Below are 3,628 nucleotides of genomic sequence, written 5' to 3'. Positions count from 1 at the left end.
ACCAGGCGAACGAGCGAACGCACAGCTCAAGTCATGGCGGATCCTGCGGAAGCTGCGCTGCAGCCCGAGCAAGGCCGGCCACATCGTCAAGGCCATCGCCGTCCTACAAAACCACCGCGTCGCTCAGACCGCCCGAGGATGAAATGGGTTCACTGGCTGCATCGGGACCGCCAACTGCTCGTCTGTGTTAAAGAGGCGCAGACCAGGACGTTCGAGGACGCTCCAGGGGACCCTGCGCAAGGCATGGCATTACGCAGGGTTGCCGAGCATCTTGGCTCACAACGCATGGAAGAATTTCAACATTGGGCACGGGAAACGCACTTCTGGTGTGAGTTGCTGGCGCAGATGGCCTGTGCGCTCGCAGAGTATGAGAACGTCCGTGAACGCATGTTCCGCAAGGTGGAGGACGTCCTCCAATGGCGAGATGAGCAGGCCCTTCCGGATGGATTGCGCCGGGCGGGGGCGATCGCATCCGCGGTTCACTGGACTTGGCGCTTCTTGCTCGCGAGCGTCGTCGCGGCTTCCGGTGTCGGTAGCTTGGCTGGATTGCTGGCCTGCGGAGACGTGCAGCGGCTTCTCTGGCCCATCCGAGTCATCGCGGTGCTGATGTGCCCGGACGCATCACATCACCCAGCGGTCAGAGAACACTGCTGGCAACCGATCATCCGCTTCGCCAGGGCCGAGATACGGGACACCGTCCGCGAGCGTCTCAAGCAGGTCTTCACGGAGGACCCGTGGTTCGCCCCAGGCCGAGATGCACCGGGATGGGCCTAGCGCGACCGGGCCACCTGGATGACGCGGCCCTGTGGCGGCATGCCACGCCGACAGTTGTGGACGGCGACCCGGCGCGCACCGCCGTGGAGACGTCGGCCACCGCCCCATCCCGCACGCTGGTATGCATGTGCCCCATGAACGTCGAACGACCCGACCCCGCCGACCTCCGGGCGCTCCGGGACGCCTTCGCCCCCGAACATCGCGAGCCGCCCCTCGGCTGGGACGCGCTGCGTAGGTTCGAGGCCGAGCACGACGTCGTCCTGCCCGAGCCGTACCGGACGTTCGTAGCCGAAATCTGCGACGGATACACCGGCGGACCGCCCGGCTACAGGCTCGTCGAGCTCGCCGGCGCGCCCGTGGGCACGCCGGACGGCCACGTGCAGCGGGCGCTCGCCGAGCCGTTCCCGCTGACCGAGGCATGGCTGTGGGACGCCGACGACTCGCGTTCGGAGGAGGAGATCCGGGCAGTCGTCGAACGCGTCTTCGGGGACGGTTCGATCGTCCTCGGCACCGATGGCTGCGGCATGGACTGGCACCTCGTCGTCACCGGCCCGCACCGCGGCCACGTGTGGAACATCTGCGGGGAGGGCGCCCAACCGTTCGGCACGGGGTTCGGCCACACGACCGGTCGGCCCGGCTTCGCGGGGTGGGTCGAGCACTGGGTCTCGGGCGAGCCGTGGTGGAACGTCGATTGACGATCTAGTCAGGCGCCCACGGCTGGACCGATGCCGGATTGCCACTTCCAGGGGAACCCGGAGGGGACGCCCTTATACGAGGAGAGGGCGTCCCCCTGTACTGCTAGGCGTTCTTGATGGCCTCGCCGAGGACGCGGAGGGCCTGGGGGGTGAGGAGGACCTTGGGGCCGTCCGGGTCCTTGCTGTCACGGATCGCGACGGTGTCGTCGATGCGCGCGAGTTCGACGCAGTTGCCGCCGTTGTTGGAGCTGCGGCTGGACTTGCGCCATACGGCGGTGCTCAGGTCCATTTCTCCTTCGCCACCTTTGTAATCAGTTCGAGGGATTGGTCCACGGGGTACGCGGCGGACTGGATTGACGCGAACAGCTCGGTGAGCCGTTTGATTTCGAGGCGATCGGTGGTCGTGTCGCCGCTGAACGCATTGTCTTTGTATCCTACCTCGCTTCCGTCCGGAGAGGTTCCGATGGAGAAGGCCCCGCCGATGCCCTCGTGCAGGCGGAGCGGGGCGATCTGGATGCGGACGCGGCGGCAGGAGACCGTCAGTAGGTGCTGGAGCTGGTCACGCATCACCTCGGGGTCCCCGGTGCCGCGGTGGAGGACGCTTTCGTCGATCACGTACATCAGGTTCGGTGGGGTGTCGCCGGTCAGGACGTCCTGCCGGGTCAGGCGGGCCTCGACGGCGGCTTCGTCGTTGTCGAGCAGGTGGGCGACATAAGCGGGGGTCTGGAGAAGACCGGGGATGACCAGAGGCTCGTAGCCGCGGACGGCGTCGAACTTCGGTTCCTGCATGGCCCAGTCGACGAACCAGACCGGGACGGCGTTGGTGCCCTTGAAGAGGCCGTCCCACAGGTGGGTCAGCGCCTCGCGGGTGTCGAGGACGCGGTCTCCGTGGACGGCTAGGACGCGGTCGGGGCGGGACTCGCCGCGCTCCACGGAGCCGACGGTGCTCTTCGAGTAGGGGGCGCTGTCCTGGATCCGCTCGCAGAAGGCGGCGATGCTCAGGCCGGCCCCCTCACGGTAGCGCCGAAGTTCGGAGCCGAAGAGCGCGTTCGGTGACTCCCAGGGACGTAGGTCGTTCGGTCGTTGTCCCATCTCCATCTCCTTTGCGGACGGCCGGTGATGACCGGCCATGAGCGGCGGCTGCCCAGGGGATGCGCGGACCTTGGGCACTCATCGTGCATTTCCCATCGCACAGCGTGACATAGAAGCGATGATTCAGCCACCGGATTTCGCAAAAGAGCGCCGTTCTGGAGGTTGTTTACCGTGATCGATTCGAATCTGGCCGCGGAGGCGGGTGCGATCGTGCTCAATTCCTCCGCGCGCGCCGGAGACCGCTCGAAAGTGGCTTGCGGAGGTATTTCGTCAACGCGGCCTAGGGGACGACTACATCGGACGTACGGTCGTCACTGAGTTGGTGACGAACGTCCACAGGCACACCGACACGAAACACATTCCGGTACGTCTTCTCTTGGAAGACGGTCACACCGTGGTCGAGGTGGAAGACCGCTCCGACGAGCTACCGGTCGTCCACGCCGAGGACGACGACGCCGAGTCCGGGCGCGGGCTGCTGATGCTGTCCATGCTCGTCCAGGACTGGGGCGTCCGGGCACTGGCCAAGGGCGGGAAGGTGACGTGGGCGCGTCTCAGCGGGTGAAGGTGGCGCGCGGTCGGCTCGTCATGTGGTGGTGGCGTGTTCGGTACGGGCACGCCGCAGCCGAAAAGCATCTGGACGCACTCGCAGATGCGATGCGCATCCGAGGCTGGTCGACCGTCAAAGTCTACGTAGAGTCGCCGCCGGTGCTGTGGATCTTTCCCGAGCGTGCCGAAGACCTCGCATTGAGTGTCACCGCTGAGCAAACCGGAGGCCGATGGGCCTACCGGATCTCACAGTCGATCAAGTACCCGTGCGATAGCCCGCAGCGGGTGGCGGGCGTCCTCGACGACGTCCTTCCGGATCGTTCACCGCCATCATGGCGGGTTGATGGTGACAGCGGCTGTGCATTTTCAGGTTCTGTGTGAGATATCGAACTGATACGGCAGCTGTAGATCGTGACTTCGGGTATGTCGCTGCTGGTCGGCGGGGCAGCTGGGGGTGATCACGATCGGGTGGAGTCCCGGACATGCGGGACGGCCGCCCGGATCGTTGTTTTGTGTGACGA

6 protein-coding genes are annotated in these 3,628 nt (G+C 66.0%); 4 read left to right on the top strand and 2 right to left on the bottom strand.

Annotation, left to right across the window (positions count from 1 at the left end):
• Positions 1–138: 138 nt before the first annotated feature.
• Together E1293_RS45575 and E1293_RS45570 are read left to right on the top strand one after the other, a co-directional pair.
• Positions 139–774, top strand: a complete 636-nt coding sequence (locus tag E1293_RS45575) for a hypothetical protein (RefSeq protein WP_132206172.1) — start codon at positions 139–141, stop codon at positions 772–774.
• Between the two features lie 134 nt (positions 775–908).
• Positions 909–1,469, top strand: coding sequence for an SMI1/KNR4 family protein (locus tag E1293_RS45570; RefSeq protein ID WP_132206170.1), 561 nt, complete (start codon positions 909–911; stop codon positions 1,467–1,469).
• A gap of 103 nt (positions 1,470–1,572) precedes the next feature.
• Here E1293_RS45570 and E1293_RS45565 read toward each other — a convergent pair whose 3' ends face one another.
• Together E1293_RS45565 and E1293_RS45560 are read right to left on the bottom strand one after the other, a co-directional pair.
• The gene (locus E1293_RS45565; protein ID WP_132206168.1) at positions 1,573–1,758 is read right to left on the bottom strand and encodes a DUF397 domain-containing protein; all 186 of its coding nucleotides are present in this window, start codon (positions 1,756–1,758) and stop codon (positions 1,573–1,575) included.
• Positions 1,749–2,561 carry a helix-turn-helix domain-containing protein gene (locus E1293_RS45560; protein ID WP_165978708.1) on the bottom strand — a complete coding sequence of 271 codons (813 nt, stop codon included), beginning with the start codon at positions 2,559–2,561 and terminating at the stop codon, positions 1,749–1,751. The genes E1293_RS45565 and E1293_RS45560 overlap by 10 nt, the downstream gene beginning before the upstream one ends.
• Before the next feature lie 202 nt (positions 2,562–2,763).
• On the opposite strand from E1293_RS45560, the gene E1293_RS45555 reads away from it, so the two are divergent.
• Positions 2,764–3,123 (top strand): ATP-binding protein, encoded by a 360-nt coding sequence (locus E1293_RS45555; protein ID WP_165978707.1) that lies wholly within the window; start codon positions 2,764–2,766, stop codon positions 3,121–3,123.
• Positions 3,102–3,488, top strand: coding sequence for a hypothetical protein (locus E1293_RS45550; RefSeq protein WP_132206162.1), 387 nt, complete (start codon positions 3,102–3,104; stop codon positions 3,486–3,488). The genes E1293_RS45555 and E1293_RS45550 overlap by 22 nt, the downstream gene beginning before the upstream one ends.
• The last annotated feature ends 140 nt before the right edge of the window (positions 3,489–3,628 follow it).

The organism is Actinomadura darangshiensis, from assembly GCF_004349235.1.
Lineage (GTDB): Bacteria > Actinomycetota > Actinomycetes > Streptosporangiales > Streptosporangiaceae > Spirillospora > Spirillospora darangshiensis.
This window is presented reverse-complemented; position numbering and strand designations above follow the sequence as displayed.

Excerpts from the sequence above, each read along its gene's own strand:
- E1293_RS45575 (WP_132206172.1), top strand. The coding sequence starts at position 139 with ATGAAATGGGTTCACTGGCTGCATCGGGACCGCCAACTGCTCGTCTGT.
- E1293_RS45570 (WP_132206170.1), top strand. The coding sequence starts at position 909 with ATGAACGTCGAACGACCCGACCCCGCCGACCTCCGGGCGCTCCGGGAC.
- E1293_RS45565 (WP_132206168.1), bottom strand. The coding sequence starts at position 1,758 with ATGGACCTGAGCACCGCCGTATGGCGCAAGTCCAGCCGCAGCTCCAAC.
- E1293_RS45560 (WP_165978708.1), bottom strand. The coding sequence starts at position 2,561 with ATGGGACAACGACCGAACGACCTACGTCCCTGGGAGTCACCGAACGCG.